The organism is Pantoea sp. DY-17 (assembly GCF_019795975.1).
Lineage (GTDB): Bacteria > Pseudomonadota > Gammaproteobacteria > Enterobacterales > Enterobacteriaceae > Pantoea > Pantoea leporis.
In genome coordinates this window covers 482,845-498,168 of sequence record NZ_JAIMIG010000004.1, presented here as the reverse complement: position 1 = coordinate 498,168, position 15,324 = coordinate 482,845, and the positions used below count along the sequence as shown (strand labels likewise).

Genomic DNA, 15,324 nt, shown 5'->3' with positions numbered 1-15,324 from the left:
ATTAACGCCGTGAGATTAAAATGCCGATGAGAATACCTACCGCTGCACCGATACCCACGCCGTGCCACGGATTGTCGCGCACGTATTCGTCCGCTTTTTCCGCTGCTTCACGCGTGGTTTGTGCAATACGTTCGCCGGAATCGCCGAGACGTTCACGGGAGCTTTCAATAGCGCCGCGCGCTTTATGACGCAGTTTATCCAGCTCACCTTTGGATTTATCTGCTGAGCTGCTCAGCACTTCTTCCAGGGTATCAGCCAGATTTTTCAATTCAGCGCGCAGATGTTCAGATGTTGTTTCTTTAGCCATGGAAATCTCCTTTTACAGCATTGAGTTAAGTCCGATTAATAAGGTTCAGCTTCAAGCTTTTTCAGTTCGTGCTGCGCATCGAGCAGCTTACGTTCGCGCTTCTCAATTTTGTCCTTGTCGCCATCCTGACGCTCTTCTTTCAGCTCACGCTCACGTTCGGCGATTTTGTGCTTCTGCTCAGCGATGCGTTCGCTATGTGCAGATTTCAGCTTCTCATCGGTGCAGCCTGCGCGGACTTCGGTCAACGCGCGCTCCAGCCCGGTAACGCGGCGCTGGTTGTCGTGCTGTTTCGCCATATCGATCTCGCGTTGAATATCCTGCTCTTTTTGTTGGCAGAGCGATTCAGCCGCCAGCAGCGAACCCGAGAGTGAAAAAAGAATAGCACCTAGCAGTAATTGATGTTTCATCAGGTTGTGACCTTCCATTGTTGATGACCTGCCCGAGAGCAGACAGGAGAAGCTTCCCAGCATGTCTTAGGCTTACGCTATCTCTAAGGATAGACAGCAGACGAAAAAATTCAAAGAAGACGCGGGGATAGCGAGGATTAGCTCACCGCCTGGCTTAACGTCAGGCGGTGAAATTTAGCTAAAAATTGGGCGACTGGCGTCAGGATATTGCTGCGAAGCCTGCGGGCCAGCGGCGACGACAAAGCCTTGTGGCAACAGGCGCTTCAACACTTTTTGCGCCGCCAGGCTCTGTTCTTCATTCTCAAAATGAATTACCAGCGCATCGCCGGAGGGCGTAATACTTTTGATACGCACGCCCTGCGCAGAAAGTTGCTGATAAAGATAAAAACCATCGGGCAGATTGGTGCCGCTGTTGGCGACGCGGATCTGCACCACGGTTTCATGCTGCATCAAGGTCGGAATGAAACAGATCGCCAGCAGCGCCAACGCGCCACCCAGCGCCCAAGGCAGGAAACGCCTTGGGAATCCACGGAATGTGATCATGACTGTGAATTCCCGCTACGCGCTGACTGACGTTTACGCCAAATAACCACTAAAGAACCGACCAGGCCAACCACCAGCAGCACCAGCGGCAGCAGCATCAGGCACAACATCAGCTCATCTTCGTAACGACGGAAAATCGGCGTTTTACCCAGCGCGAAGCCCAGCACGGTAAGGATCAGCACCCACAGGAAGCCACTTACCCAGTTGAAGAACTGGAAGCGCGCATTACTCAGGCCAGAAAGCCCGGCGATGGTAGGGAGCAAGGTGCGAACGAAGGCAATAAAGCGACCCACCAGCAGTGCAGACAAGCCATGGCGATGGAACAATCGGTGGGCGCGTTGATGATATTGCGCGGGCAAGTGTGAAAGCCATTTTTGCACGGTAGGCGTATTACCGAGCCAGCGACCCTGAATGTAGCTCACCCAGCAGCCGAGGCTGGCGCCGGTGGTCAGAATCAGCAGCGTCAGCGGGAAACCCATGGTGCCTTTAGCAATCAAAACGCCGACCAAAATCAGTAAACTATCGCCCGGCAGAAAGGCGGCGGGCAGCAATCCATTTTCCAGAAACAGAATCATGAACAACACGCCATAAATGGCCCAAACCAACGTCGGGTCGGAGAGCATTTCGTAATCCTGCTGCCATAAGGCATGCAGCAATGCTTGCAAAATATCCATCAATCATTCCTGAACATCATTGTTAAACGTGCCCGTGAGGGGCTTAGGCGCAGACTGGCGTTGGTTATACATTTTAGATAAGCAGCCTGAGCAGGAGTTTCCGGATCCTTCCAGAATTGATTGTTAAATCAGCGACTTTTTAAAGCCCTGTCGCAAAGGGTAATAAAAGGGCGATAACTGTAACAAAAATAACGTTATCCAGACAGGGGAAAGTGCCTGCCGCACAGGAGTTTTACCTTTAGACGCAGGTGGTCAAAAGGAGCTTTACATGAGCTGACACTATTGCAGACTAACTGACTTTTTCAGCAACAAAACGCCTGAAAAATAAGCAGGATCAGCGTGGGTTTTCGCTACCTTCAGGCAGGATGACCGGATTTTCAGCAAACATGTAACGATCAACGTTAAATTCAAAATCGTCGGTGGTGGCGTTAAACAGCATCTGCTTAGTATTTTCCAGATGTTGCCACATTGCCAGCTTACTGGCGGCGGGATCTTTGCGGATCAGGGCTTTGAGAATCTGGTCGTGATCGTCACACCAGCTGGTGATATTTTTGGCATCAATATGTTCGTGCAGCTTTAACCAGTAAGGATTGTGCAGACGGTGCAGCCACATCTTCTCGACAATCGCTGCTAAGGCGCTGTTCTGCGTCGATTGCGCAATGCGCACGTGAAACTCCATATCCCACGCCGAATCGCGCGAATGATCTTCCTGACGCGCTTTCTCCTGAATTGCCATCAATGCCACGATATCCTGGCGTGTCACCTGCGTGGCGGCAAACTCAGCCACGTTGCTTTCAATCAACTGGCGCGCCTGCAATAACTCGAAGGGGCCGAAATTAGCGAACTCCAGCTGGCTGGACGTTACCACGCGGTTCTGTTGCTGGCTGCTGATGACGTGAATGCCGGAACCTTTCCGCACCTCCACGTAACCTTCCACTTCCAGCATGATGATCGCTTCACGCACCACGGTACGGCTCACCTGCATCTCTTCCGCAATCAGACGCTCGGCAGGCAGTTTGTCGCCGACCCGGTAGTCGGCAGCTTCAATGCGGCGTTTGAGTTCGCTGGCGAGCTGTTGATAGAGGCGTCGTGATTCGGTCAGGTCCATTGCGCGGTCCGCTGTGGGAGAAAGTTGAGTTGTTATACCACTTCAGCCGCACAGAGGAAATGGGCTGGCCGATGCCAGCCCGAGAAGGTTAGGTGCGTACTGCAGCGGACTGCACCGCAGGCTGATCGTCGAGTTCAGAAACCGGCTGGTTTTTCAGCACCGTCCAGATAACCACCGCGCCTAGCAGATCAAACACCGCCAGCGCCGCGAACAGCGGGCTGAAGCCCAGCGTATCGGCCAGCGCACCGACCACCAACGCAAACAGGGTGCTCGCCGTCCAGGCCGCCATGCCGGTTAAGCCGTTGGCGGTAGCCACTTCGTTACGGCCAAATACATCCGAAGAGAGCGTGATCAGCGCGCCTGAAAGCGCCTGATGGGCAAAACCACCGACGCATAACAACCCAATCGCCACATACGGGCTGGTGAACAACCCAATGGTGCCTGGCGCAATCATTAACACCGCGCCCATGGTCACCACCAGTTTGCGTGAGACGATGAGATTGACGCCAAACCAGCGCTGAAACAGCGGCGGCAAGTAGCCACCGACGATGCAGCCGAGATCGGCGAACAACATCGGCATCCAGGCAAACATGGCGATCTCTTTCAAATTGAAGCCGTACACCTTAAACATAAATAACGGAATCCACGCGTTAAACGTTCCCCACGCGGGTTCGGCGAGGAAACGCGGCAGCGCAATGCCCCAGAACTGGCGATTGCGCAGGATCTGGCGTGCCGACATCTTCTTATTATTACCGGTTTGATGCTGCAACTCCTGGCCGGCAATGATGTAGTGACGCTCCTCATCGCTCAGCTTGGTTTGTTGTTTAGGATGCTTATAAAACACCAGCCAGCAGAGGGCCCACACCATGCTCAGCACGCCAGTAATAATGAACGCCATTTGCCAGCTGTGCGCCATGATCGCCCACACCACCAGCGGCGGCGCCAGCATTGCGCCAATTGACGAGCCCACGTTGAAATAGCCCACCGCCACCGAACGCTCTTTGGCAGGGAACCATTCGCTACTGGCTTTCAGGCCTGCGGGAATCATTGCTGCTTCAGCGGCACCCACCGCGCCGCGTGCCAGCGCAAAGCCGCCCCAGCTGCCCGCCATCGCGGTTGCCGCACAGAAGATTGCCCACAGCACGGCAAACACTGCATAACCAATTTTGGTGCCGAGCATGTCCAGCACATAACCGGCTACCGGCTGCATGATGGTGTAGCACGCCGAGTAGGCGGCGACGATATAAGAATATTGTTGCGTGGTGATACCCAACTGCGTTTCCAGCGTGGGCGCAGCGACGGCAATGGTATTGCGCGTCAGGTAACCGAGCACGGTGCCCAGCGTCACCAGCCCAATCATGTACCAGCGTAGCCCTTTGATCTTACGCATTATTAACCTCGTCCAGTCTGTCGTTGCGGTTTTACCGCTGTAGTTATCTGGAGCGGGAAGACGTGAACAGTGCTGTTCACTCCCGCAGTTCCTTGCCTGTGCCATTAATCCCGTTAGCAACGGAGCGAGAGGTTAACTTGTTATACCGCTTTAAAAGTTGAATGCCATCACATAAACCTTGCGGCCAGTGTGTGTTAGGGCGAAAGATCGTTAATACAGCCATTTAACGCATTATCCGCAACATAATCGTCCATATACCCACAGTGAAACTGTCATTATTGTGAGTCGGATCGCAAACAATTTTGCCGCCCGTTTAAATTGGTATGATAACTTTTAGTTAAAAGCCATCTGGCTACAAAATGAGGAAGCAGGTATGTCGCGTTTTATGAGTGAGGATTTTCTACTCGACACCGAGTTCGCCCGTCGTCTGTACCACAACTACGCTAAAGATCAGCCGATTTTCGACTATCACTGTCACTTACCGCCGCAGCAGATTGCCGATAATTACCGCTTCACCAACCTCTATGACATCTGGCTGAAAGGCGATCACTACAAATGGCGTGCGATGCGCGCTAACGGCGTGCCGGAAGCGTTATGCACCGGCGATGCCAGCGATCGTGAGAAATTTAACGCCTGGGCACGTACCGTGCCGCATACCATCGGCAATCCGCTCTATCACTGGACGCACCTCGAATTGCGCCGCCCTTTTGGCATTACCGATGTGCTGCTGAATGAGCAGAGCGCAGATCGCATCTGGCAGCAGTGCAATGAACTGCTGGCGCAGGACGCCTTCAGCGCGCGCGGCATCATGCAGCAGATGAAGGTGAAAATGGTCGGCACCACCGACGATCCGCTCGACGATTTACAGCATCACCGCAAGCTGGCGCAGGACAGCAGCTTTGACGTCAAAGTGCTGCCGAGCTGGCGTCCGGACAAAGCCTTTAACATTGAGCTGGAGAGTTTCCTGCCGTGGATTCAGCGCTTAGCGCAGGTCGCGGATGTTAACGTGCAGCGCTTTGACGATCTGCGCCGCGCCTTAAGCCAGCGACTCGATCACTTCGCCGCGCATGGCTGCAAAATTTCCGATCACGCGCTGGATGTGGTGGTGTTTGCGGAAGCGGATGACGCCACGCTGGATGGCATTCTGGCGCGCCGACTGCAAGGTGCAGCGCCTTCCGCTGAAGAGGCGGCCCAGTTTAAAACCGCCGTGCTGGTGTGGCTCGGCAGCGAATATGCGCGTCGCGGCTGGGCGCAGCAGTATCACATTGGCGCGCTGCGCAACGCCAATCGCCGCCAGTTCGATAACCTCGGGCCGGATGTGGGCTTCGATTCGATTAACGATGCGCCGCTGGCGATTCCGCTGGCGCGTCTGCTGGATGCGCAGAACCGCAATAACGCGCTGCCCAAAACCATTCTTTACTGCCTCAACCCGCGCGACAACGAAGTGCTGGCGACCATGGCAGGCAATTTTCAGGGTGAAGGCGAACCCGGCAAGATGCAGTTTGGTTCGGCGTGGTGGTTTAACGATCAGCTGGATGGCATGCAGCGGCAGATGACGCAGCTGGCGCAAATCGGCCTGCTGAGCCGCTTTGTCGGCATGCTAACCGACAGCCGCAGCTTCCTCTCTTACACGCGTCATGAATATTTCCGTCGTCTGCTGTGCCAGATGATCGGCAATTGGGTGGCGCGGGGCGAAGCGCCTGAAGACGAGGCGTTGTTAGGACAGATGGTACAGAACATCAGTTTCAACAATGCGCGCGATTACTTCGGCATTGAGCTGGGAGCCTGATAATGCAGCGACTCAACCGTCACGATTTTCCTGGCGCGCACTACAGCGAGCGCGTTATCCAGTTTGGTGAAGGCAACTTCCTGCGCGCCTTTATCGGCTGGCAGCTCGACTGGCTTAATCAGCATCACAATACCGATGCGGGCGTGGTGGTGGTGCGGCCGCGCAACCGCGTGGTGGAAGAGACGCTGAATCAGCAAGATGGCTTATACACCACGCTGATTCGCGGACTCAATGCGGCGGGCGAGCAGGTGAGTGAAGCCCGCCTGATCCGCAGCGTGAATCGTGAAATCCAGCCGTATCAGCAGTTTGATGCGTTTCTCGCGCTGGCACGCGCACCGCAGATGCGCTTTGTCTTCTCCAATACCACAGAAGCCGGCATTGCCTTTGCGGAGCAGGATCGGCTGGACGACACGCCCGCCTCATCCTTCCCCGGCAAGCTGACGCAGCTGCTGTGGGCGCGCTTCAACCATTTTTCCGGTGCCAGCGATAAAGGTTGGCTGGTGGTGCCCTGTGAACTGATCGATTACAACGGCGACACGCTGCGTGAGCTGGTGCTGCGCTACAGCCAGCATTGGCAGCTGCCGCCGGCGTTTGCCCGCTGGGTGCAGGATCACTGCGCGTTCTACAACACGCTGGTGGATCGTATTGTCACCGGTTATCCCGCGGATAGCGCGGCGATCGAAGCGTCATTAGGCTACGAAGATCGCTATCTGGTGGCGGGCGAAGTCTATTACCAGTTTGTGATTCAGGGACCAAATGCACTGGCGCAGGAGCTGCAGCTGCACGCGCTGGCACCGGAAGTGAAGCTGGTGGAGGACATCACACCGTACAAAGCGCAAAAGGTGGCGATCCTTAACGGCGCGCACACCGCGCTGGTGCCGGTGGCATTTCAGGGCGGGCTGGAGAGCGTGGGAGAGGCGATGGATGATGCGCAGATGGCTGGCTTTGTCGATGCGCTGCTGCGCGATGAGGTCATCCCCACGCTGGATCTGCCGCGTGACGAGCTGCACGCCTTTGCCGACGCGGTGCAGCGTCGCTTCCGCAATCCCTTTATCCGCCATGCGTTGCTCTCCATCGCCCTTAACGGCATGACCAAATTCCGCACCCGTTTGCTGCCGCAATTGTTGTTGTCGCAGCAGCAAAACGGGCAATGGCCTGTGCGGCTGACTTTTGCCTTTGCCGCGCTGCTGGCCTTTTATCGCGGTGCAGAGGGCAAACGTCACTGGCCGCTGCAGGACGACGAACAGTGGCTGCAGCGTTTCGCTGAACTGTGGTCAGCAGTAAATAACGATAAACAGACTCCAGAACAGTTGGTGCGTGCGGTACTCAGCGACGCCAATCACTGGGGCGAAGATCTCACTCAGCAGCCCGGATTAGTGGCTGTGGTCAGCCAACACCTGCAAAACATCATCGTCCAAGGGATGCGGACGGCGTTGACACAACTGAGATAACGCTATGCAAGATGCCATTAGAATCCATTCACGCGACAACGTTGCTGTGGCGTTGCGCGATTTGCCAGCCAATACCCAGGTCGAAATCAATCAACAGGCGATCACCTTGCAGCAGGAGGTTGGACGCGGCCATAAGTTTGCGCTGCAGCCTTTAGCCACCGACGCGCTGGTGATCAAATACGGTTTGCCGATCGCGCACGCCACTCAACCGATTGCGGCCGGCGAAATCATTCACTCCAGCAATGCGCGCACCAACCTGAGCGACGTGGATGAGTACGACTATCAACCCGATTTTCTCGATCTGCCGCCGCAAGCTGGCGATCGCGACGTGCAGATCTATCGTCGCGCCAGCGGGGAAGTGGGCATCCGTAATGAGTTGTGGATCCTGCCCACAGTGGGCTGCGTCAACGGCATCGCGCGGCAAATCCTGACGCGCTTTATGAAAGAGACCAATGACGCCGAAGGCATTGATGGCGTGCATCTGTTCAGCCATCCGTTTGGCTGTTCGCAGCTTGGGCAGGATCACGAGAACACCCGCACCATGTTGCAGAACATGGTGCGCCATCCCAATGCCGGCGCGGTGTTGGTGATTGGGCTTGGCTGCGAGAACAATCAGGTTGATGTGTTTCGTGAAACGCTTGGTGGCTTCGATAGCGATCGCGTGCAGTTCATGGAGTGCCAGAAGCAGGATGATGAAGTGGAAGCGGGGCTGGAACGTCTGCACGAACTCTATGGTGCCATGCGCGCGGATCAGCGTCAGCCGGGCAAACTCAGCGAGCTAAAGTTTGGTCTGGAGTGCGGCGGTTCGGATGGTTTTTCCGGCATCACCGCCAATCCTATGCTGGGCTGTTTCTCCGACCAGATGATTGCCAACGGCGGTACCACGGTGCTGACCGAAGTGCCGGAGATGTTTGGCGCAGAGCGCATTTTGATGAGTCGCTGCCGCGATGAAGCCACCTTTGAAAAAACCGTGGCGATGATTAACGACTTCAAGCGCTACTTTATCGATCACCAGCAGCCGATCTATGAAAATCCATCACCCGGCAACAAAGCGGGCGGCATCACCACGCTGGAGGAGAAGTCGCTCGGCTGTACGCAGAAGGCCGGACAAAGTCAGGTGGTGGATGTGCTGAAGTACGGTGAGCGCCTGCATACACCGGGACTGAATCTGTTAAGTGCGCCGGGCAACGATGCGGTTGCAACCAGCGCGCTGGCGGGCGCCGGCTGTCATATGGTGCTGTTTACCACCGGACGCGGCACGCCGTACGGCGGTTTTGTGCCGACGGTGAAGATCGCCACCAATACGCAGCTCGCCGAGAAGAAGCCGCACTGGATCGATTTTAATGCCGGGCGTTTGCTTGAAGGAATGAGTATGGCGGAGATGCTGGAGGACTTCGTCGATATGATTGTGGCGATTGCCAATGGCCAACCCGCGCGCAACGAAACTAATGATTTTCGCGAGTTAGCCATCTTTAAAAGCGGTGTGACCTTGTAAAACCAGGTCGCCATGAATGGCGACCCATATTCAAAAACCTTACCTTACTCCGATTCTGACACCGTGCGACGCGGCTGCCGCTCGGCTTCGGCCTGGCATACGGCCGCGGTAAACAGAATATCCGTCGAGGAGTTCAGCGCGGTCTCGGCGGAATCCTGCAGCACGCCAATAATAAAGCCCACCGCCACTACCTGCATCGCCAAATCATTCGGAATACCAAACATGTTGCAGGCTACCGGGATCAGCAGCAGCGAACCGCCGGCCACACCGGATGCGCCACAAGCACACAGTGACGCCACCAGACTCAACAAAATGGCGGTTGGAACATCCACCGCAATACCCAGCGTATGTACTGCCGCCAGCGTCAACACCGTGATGGTGATGGATGCGCCAGCCATGCTGATGGTGGCACCCAGCGGGATCGACACGGAATACGTGTCTTCATCCAGATTGAGACGTTTCGCCAGCGCCATATTGACCGGAATGTTGGCCGCTGAACTGCGGGTGAAGAACGCGGTGACGCCACTTTCACGCATGCAGGTAAACACCAGCGGATACGGGTTGCGGCGAATCTTCTGGAACACCAGCATTGGGTTGATTACCAGCGCCATAATCAGCATGCAGCCGAGCAGCAGCGCCAGCAGATTGGCGTATTCCCACAGCGCGTCAAAGCCGGTTGAGGCGAGAATAGAGGCCACCAGACCAAAAATTCCCAGCGGCGCACAGCGGATCACACAGCGCACGACCCAGGTCGCGGCATTGGACGCGTCATTAAGAAACGCTTTGCTGCTTGGGCTGGCATGACGAAACGCCAGCCCCAATCCCAGCGCCCACACCAAAATACCGATGTAGTTGGCGTTCATCAGTGCTTCAATCGGGTTCGACACCATGCTCATCAGCAAACCGTGCAGCACTTCGGTAATACCCGACGGCGGCGTAATTTGCGTGGCGCCGACGTTCATCGACAGCGTCTGAGGGAACAGATGGCTGAAGATCACCGCCACAACCGCAGCAAAGAACGTGCTGAGCAGATACAGCATGATAATCGGGCGGATATTGGTTTTCTGTCCCTGCTGATGGTTAGCAATCGAAGAGATTACCAGCACCAAAACCAACAGCGGCGCGACGGCTTTTAGCGCACGCACGAACAGCTCACCCAGCAAGCCAACGGCCAGTGCGGCATCGCGTGAGAACCACGCCAGCGCCACGCCCGCCACCAGGCCGATCATGATTTGTTTTACCAGGCTTCCTGCGAACAGTGCGCCCAGACGTCCAATAAAGTTGTTTTGCATATCACAGTCTTTTTATATTCGCGGTCATGAGTATTGTGCGCGGTTCCACCACGCACAACGGTTTGCCCGGCGGAGTATAAGGAAAAGAGCTTATGAGGAAAGAGATAATTCTGTGCATGCGCAGCAGATCGGTTTTTTGATCTGCTGATGATGGGAAGTGTGACAGATATATAAAAGGTGAAGGTTGCCACTGGCGAAACAAAGCAGGGGCGATTAGCGCCCCTGCAGAAGATTATGGTGAGATCTTCTTTTGGTCGTTTCTGTGGTTTACCCAGGCGTTGATCAGCAGCGTACCGCCGAGAATTACACCCACCACCGTCAGCGAGATGCCGACGGGAATGTGATAGAACTCGACAATCAGCATTTTGATACCGATAAACACCAGCACAATCGCCAGGCCATATTTCAGCATCGAGAAACGCTCCGCGACGTTAGCCAGCAGGAAGTACATGGCGCGCAGGCCAAGAATCGCGAACAGGTTGGAAGTCAGCACAATGAACGGATCGGTGGTCACCGCGAAGATCGCGGGAATGCTGTCCACGGCGAAAATCACATCGCTCAGTTCAACCATGATCAGCACCAGCAGCAGCGGCGTAGCAAACAGCACACCGTTTTTGCGGGTGAAGAACTTCTCGCCGTCCAGACTATCGGTCATGCGCAGATGTTTGCGCAGCCAGCGCACCACCGGTTTGTCGCCCACCGTGCTGTCATCTTCCTCTTTCGCCAACGCCATTTTCAGGCCGGTGAACAGCAGGAAGGCGCCGAACACGTAAAGGATCCAGCTGAACTGAGTAACCAAATAGCTGCCAGCGAAGATCATGATGGTACGCAGCACAATCGCGCCCAATACGCCATAAATCAGCACGCGGCGCTGTAGGTTGGCCGGTACAGCGAAGTAACTAAACAGCATCAGCCAGACAAAAACGTTATCCACCGCCAGCGCTTTCTCTAAAACGTAGCCAGTGAGGAAAGCGAGGGTTTGCGCGGTGGCGACTTCACGTCCGGCGGTGCCGTCGAGATACCACCAGAAGGCGGCGCTGAACAGCAGTGAAACTGACACCCAAATCAGCGACCAGACCGCTGCTTGTTTGAATGACATGGTTTGTGCGCCGCGTCGGCCCTGTAATAGCAGGTCGATCGCCAGCATGATGAGCACTACGACAGCGAAGCTGCCCCAAAGTAACGGTGTGCCAACTGAGTGCATAGTCGTATCCTTTTCCAGAAATAAAAAAAGCGGCTGAAGTCAGAAGACGTCAGCCGCTTTGATCGTGCTGCAAGCAAACCTCGCCTTCCGGCAAGGTCTCACTTACAACTCAGAATAGATTCCGGGTTGCCTGACGACCGGATGCGTAACGCATATTGCGTGGCGCATCGTAATGACGATCAATCAGCGTAGAAGTTACTCCCCTTTGCAGCGCTAAACATACGGAGTTCGATAATCGCTTTCAAGAGGGCTTTGGAAATGTTTTGCAATATTTACACTTCAGTCTGATCCGCCGGGAATACCACGCCGGTCTGGCGACGGATTTCCGTGAGCAACTGTGCCGTGATGCGCGAGTTTTCTAAGGCCGCATGCTCAACTTCACCGGCTTCCACCAATTTGGCGAAGGTTTCGGCTTCATACAGCATGGTATTGATGTGCTGCGGCTGCGTCAGGTTTTGGCTCTCGCCACCGCGCGGGATAAAGCGCAGTTGCTGGCACTCGGAGATCTTTTCAATCACCAGCGATCCCGCTTCGCCCTGAATTTCACTCGGGATCAGTGAATCGCTGACCTTTGAGTGCAGCAGCGTGACATCAAAATCGCCGTAGCCCAGCACCACCACGCCATGCGCATCAACGCCACTTTCCAGCAGGGAAGCTTGCGCCTTGACCTGCTGTGGCGCACCCCACAAGGTGACAGCGGCGGCAAGGCAGTAAAAGCCGATATCCATCATCGAGCCATTCGACCAGCGAGGATTAAAGGTATTCGGGTTCTCACCATCCAGATAGCGCTGATAACGCGAGGAATACTGGCAATAGTTGATCAAGGCTTTACGCAGTTTGCCCAATTGCGGCAGCGTTTTTTGCAGTTGCAGGAAGGTGGGCAGGCTGGCGGTTTTAAAGGCTTCGAACAGCACTACCTGATGCTGGCGCGCGCAGGCAATCATCGCCTCGGCTTCACGCAGGTTAGACGCCATCGGCTTCTCGCAAATCACATGCTTGCCATGTGACATAAACAGTATCGCCTGCTCACTGTGCAGCGCATTCGGACTGGCGATATACACCGCATCGATCTCACTGCTGGCGGCAAGCTCATCCAGAGAGGTGAAGGTCAGCTTACAGGGATAATCCACCACAAACGCGTCTGCCTGCTGCTGATTACGCGAATAGACGCCGCTCAACTTCATTTTGCCGGTTTCATGCGCGGCGTCGATAAACTGGCGGGTAATCCAGTTGGTTCCCACGATGGCGAAACGAATCACGTGCTGCTCTCCTGCTAAAGTAAAACGGCAGAGTAACATGTTCATCTGAGCGCCAGGCAGGCGAAATTTGATCCTGAGATCCGCATTCCAATATGATGATGCCGCACAACTTTTTAACCGACTTAGCGGGGACGCGCGGGTGAGTGGAAGTAAACATGCTCTGAACTGGACCACATTACTGATCGCCATCCCCGTTGGATGTGTGGCCTCGCTGGTGACGCTGGCCTTTCGCGGCGTAATTGAATTGATCAACCATCTGCTGTTCAACAGTGACAGTGAAATCACCGTGGCGATGCATGCCTGGCCGTGGATCTTCTGGCCGCTGCTGGTGGGCGCCGGCGGCGTATTAGCCGGTTTTTTCCTGCGCTATGCGGTGGCGATTGAGAAACAGGAAACGGTGCAGACCGATTATCTGGAGGTGATCAACGCGCGGCTCGATGCGGTACCAACCAAAACCTCGCTGTTCCGTGCGCTGTCATCGATGGCCAGCATCGGCAGCGGCGCGTCGATAGGTAAAGAGGGGCCGATGGTGCAGCTATCGGCGCTGAGCGGCAGTTTAATCGGGCGCTGGCTGCCCAAATCGCTGAATCTGCGTAACAGCGATATCGTGGCGATGGCCGCTGCTGCCGGGCTTTCATCGGTGTATCACGCCCCTTTGGCGTCGGCGATATTTGTCGCGGAGATCGCTTTTGGCATCTCGGCGCTACAACGCTTGATTCCGCTAATTGTCTCGTCGGCGGTGGCGGTGATGACCATGTGGTCGCTGGGTTTTCGCAGCGCGCTATATCCGTTATCCGAAGCGCTATTCCAGATGGATATCAGCAGTTTGCTGATGACGTTGCTGATTGGTTTTGTCGCCGGTATCGCCGGCTGGCTGCTGATCAAACTGATTGCGCGTAGCAAGGCGCTGTTTGGCCGCGTGCGTTCGCTGCCGCTGCGGCTCGGCGCCGGTGGATTAGCAGTGGGCTTTTTGGCGCTGATCTCCACCGATATTCTCGGTAACGGTTACGAAGTGATCGTGAAAATCATTGATGGCCAATATCTACTGATGGGATTACTGGGATTGCTGGTGCTAAAAACGCTGGCGACCACGCTGTCGGTGGGTTCCAACGCGGTGGGCGGGCTGTTTACCCCTTCCTTATTGATCGGCGCACTGCTCGGCGTGGCGCTGGCGCAGATAGGTGTGATGCTGCATTTACCGGTCGGCAATACTTTGCTGTATGCGGCCATCGGCATGGCGGCGGTGCTGGCGGCGGTCAGCCAGGCACCGTTAATGGCGATGCTGATGGTGCTTGAGATGACGCTGAATAGCAGCCTGTTGTTCCCGATTATGATCGCGTCAGTGCTGGCCTCGATGGTGGTGTATCGCCTGCAATCGTCCAGCACTTATCCAGTGGTGAGCAGCCATTTCAGTCGTTCCGAAGCCAAGTATGATTTCGATAACATGCGTGTCGATCAGTTGATCATTCCCGGCGCGGCGTTGCAGCCAGAAGAGTCAGTAGGGCAGGCGCTGGCGGTGAGCTCGCTCAAGCGGGAACGTTATGTCTATGTGATTAATAGTGAAGGGCAATTTCTCGGTGTGGTGTCGATACACGATATCTCACGCAAGGTGTTGTCGCAGGAGATCACGCTGCATTCGCCAGTCAGTAGCGTGATGGACAATAACTTTCCCTGCATTTATCAGAATCAAAGCATGCGCGAAGGTTGGGAAGCCTTTGCCCGCGTCACGCTTGAACGCCTGCCGGTGCTAAATAATCCGCAGGAGCGCCGTTTTATGGGCGCACTGACCAAAACCAGCCTGATCCAAAAAGCGCAGGAGTTTCTTTAAGCTGCGTTGCCGCGCATCGCCTGATCGGTCATCCACAAGCGGGCGTCAAATTCCAGCTGGTGATAATCCGGTTCCATGTGGCAGCAGAGTTGGTAAAACGCTTTGTCGTGCTCTTTCTCTTTCAGGTGCGCCAGCTCGTGCACCACGATCATGCGCAAAAACGCTTCCGGTGCGAGGCGGAAGAAAGTGGAGATGCGAATCTCCGCTTTGGCTTTTAGATTGCCGCCTTGCACGCGCGAAATCGCCGTGTGCAGTCCCAACGCGTGCTTCATCACCTTGATCTTATTGTCCCAAATCACTTTGCTCACTGGAGGCGCGCTGCGCATATAGCGGTTTTTCAGCGCCTGTGTGTAATCATAGAGCGCGCGGTCGCTGACGATATTGTGCGTATCGGGATAGCGTTGCTGGAGAAAGGCACCTAAGCGCTCATGTTCGATCAGCGTCTGAACCTGCTCGAGGATGTTTTCAGGGTAGCCCTGCAGATAGATTAATGACATTGGGATTCCCGGCGAAAGACAGTATACTGCGCCCCCTTTTTAGGGCGAAAATCGCGCAAAGTGTACCACGCCGGAGATTC

General features: G+C 55.3%; 14 protein-coding genes. 4 read left to right on the top strand and 10 right to left on the bottom strand.

Going from position 1 to position 15,324, the window contains the following annotated elements; translation table 11 throughout:
* Position 1 precedes the first annotated feature (1 nt).
* The 6 genes from K5Y33_RS19070 to K5Y33_RS19045 form a co-directional block, all read right to left on the bottom strand.
* Positions 2 to 307 carry a YqjD family protein gene (locus tag K5Y33_RS19070; protein WP_007890363.1) on the bottom strand — a complete coding sequence of 102 codons (306 nt, stop codon included), beginning with the start codon at positions 305 to 307 and terminating at the stop codon, positions 2 to 4.
* A gap of 35 nt (positions 308 to 342) precedes the next feature.
* The gene (locus K5Y33_RS19065) at positions 343 to 714 is read right to left on the bottom strand and encodes a DUF1090 domain-containing protein (protein WP_146001298.1); all 372 of its coding nucleotides are present in this window, start codon (positions 712 to 714) and stop codon (positions 343 to 345) included.
* A 174-nt stretch (positions 715 to 888) separates the two neighbouring features.
* Positions 889 to 1,257: an EnvZ/OmpR regulon moderator MzrA gene (gene mzrA, locus K5Y33_RS19060; RefSeq protein WP_222211333.1), complete on the bottom strand. Its 369-nt coding sequence runs from the start codon at positions 1,255 to 1,257 to the stop codon at positions 889 to 891.
* Positions 1,254 to 1,931, bottom strand: a complete 678-nt coding sequence (locus tag K5Y33_RS19055) for a DedA family protein (RefSeq protein WP_101762908.1) — start codon at positions 1,929 to 1,931, stop codon at positions 1,254 to 1,256. Before K5Y33_RS19055 ends, mzrA begins: the two co-directional genes overlap by 4 nt.
* 334 nt (positions 1,932 to 2,265) lie before the next feature.
* Positions 2,266 to 3,039 (bottom strand): transcriptional regulator ExuR, encoded by a 774-nt coding sequence (gene exuR / locus K5Y33_RS19050; protein ID WP_008103503.1) that lies wholly within the window; start codon positions 3,037 to 3,039, stop codon positions 2,266 to 2,268.
* An 88-nt stretch (positions 3,040 to 3,127) separates the two neighbouring features.
* Entirely contained in the window at positions 3,128 to 4,429 is a 1,302-nt protein-coding gene (locus K5Y33_RS19045) for an MFS transporter (protein WP_101762910.1), read from the bottom strand.
* Between the two features lie 373 nt (positions 4,430 to 4,802).
* On the opposite strand from K5Y33_RS19045, the gene uxaC reads away from it, so the two are divergent.
* From uxaC to K5Y33_RS19030, 3 genes are read left to right on the top strand one after another with little or no spacing between them, the layout of a single operon-like run.
* Positions 4,803 to 6,218, top strand: a complete 1,416-nt coding sequence (gene uxaC, locus K5Y33_RS19040; protein ID WP_222234914.1) for a glucuronate isomerase — start codon at positions 4,803 to 4,805, stop codon at positions 6,216 to 6,218.
* 2 nt (positions 6,219 to 6,220) lie between these two features.
* The gene (locus K5Y33_RS19035; protein WP_222234913.1) at positions 6,221 to 7,669 is read left to right on the top strand and encodes a tagaturonate reductase; all 1,449 of its coding nucleotides are present in this window, start codon (positions 6,221 to 6,223) and stop codon (positions 7,667 to 7,669) included.
* A gap of 4 nt (positions 7,670 to 7,673) precedes the next feature.
* Positions 7,674 to 9,164 (top strand): UxaA family hydrolase, encoded by a 1,491-nt coding sequence (locus tag K5Y33_RS19030; RefSeq protein ID WP_222234912.1) that lies wholly within the window; start codon positions 7,674 to 7,676, stop codon positions 9,162 to 9,164.
* Positions 9,165 to 9,208: 44 nt separating this feature from the next.
* On the opposite strand, the gene sstT is transcribed toward K5Y33_RS19030, so the two are convergent.
* The 3 genes from sstT to K5Y33_RS19015 all read right to left on the bottom strand — a co-directional run bounded on the left by sstT (position 9,209) and on the right by K5Y33_RS19015 (position 12,919).
* Positions 9,209 to 10,456 (bottom strand): serine/threonine transporter SstT, encoded by a 1,248-nt coding sequence (sstT, locus tag K5Y33_RS19025; protein WP_101762914.1) that lies wholly within the window; start codon positions 10,454 to 10,456, stop codon positions 9,209 to 9,211.
* A 232-nt stretch (positions 10,457 to 10,688) separates the two neighbouring features.
* Entirely contained in the window at positions 10,689 to 11,660 is a 972-nt protein-coding gene (locus tag K5Y33_RS19020) for a TerC family protein (RefSeq protein ID WP_008103489.1), read from the bottom strand.
* A gap of 272 nt (positions 11,661 to 11,932) precedes the next feature.
* Entirely contained in the window at positions 11,933 to 12,919 is a 987-nt protein-coding gene (locus K5Y33_RS19015; protein ID WP_192412319.1) for a Gfo/Idh/MocA family protein, read from the bottom strand.
* Between the two features lie 139 nt (positions 12,920 to 13,058).
* On the opposite strand from K5Y33_RS19015, the gene K5Y33_RS19010 reads away from it, so the two are divergent.
* Positions 13,059 to 14,747, top strand: a complete 1,689-nt coding sequence (locus K5Y33_RS19010; RefSeq protein ID WP_222234911.1) for a chloride channel protein — start codon at positions 13,059 to 13,061, stop codon at positions 14,745 to 14,747.
* Here the strand turns inward: K5Y33_RS19010 and K5Y33_RS19005 are convergent.
* Positions 14,744 to 15,244 (bottom strand): M48 family metallopeptidase, encoded by a 501-nt coding sequence (locus K5Y33_RS19005; RefSeq protein ID WP_101762916.1) that lies wholly within the window; start codon positions 15,242 to 15,244, stop codon positions 14,744 to 14,746. The genes K5Y33_RS19010 and K5Y33_RS19005 overlap by 4 nt on opposite strands.
* Positions 15,245 to 15,324 lie beyond the last annotated feature (80 nt).